The organism is Oceanospirillum sediminis (assembly GCF_014164585.1).
GTDB lineage: Bacteria > Pseudomonadota > Gammaproteobacteria > Pseudomonadales > Halomonadaceae > Oceanospirillum > Oceanospirillum sediminis.
Map to the genome: position 1 here is coordinate 1 of NZ_JACJFM010000340.1, position 312 is coordinate 312.

Here is a 312-nt window from a genome sequence, read left to right on the forward strand (position 1 = left end):
CTCGAATCTAGTCATATTATTGTTCCTTTCTTGGGTTCTAGAGCAGCTACTGCCGAAACTATTTTGACTGAAGAACAAGCAAAGGCGAAGGTGGATAGTTTGCTTCCGTTGGTGAAGAATAATAAAGCTAAATTTAATGAAGTGGCCAACGAGATAAATACTGATGGATCAAAAGGAAATGATGGGAGTATTGGTTGGGTACGTTACTCTACATTTAATCCATTGGCTTTTGATCCAGCATTTGCTAAATTTTTATTTGACAACAAAAAAGGTTTAGTGGATATTGTGAAATCTCAATTCGGATATCATATT

1 protein-coding gene is annotated in these 312 nt (G+C 35.6%); it reads left to right on the forward strand.

Annotation, left to right across the window (positions count from 1 at the left end; genetic code table 11):
• A partial coding sequence (locus tag H4O21_RS28865; RefSeq protein ID WP_182812756.1) for a peptidylprolyl isomerase occupies window positions 1–312 on the forward strand: 312 nt, incomplete at both ends.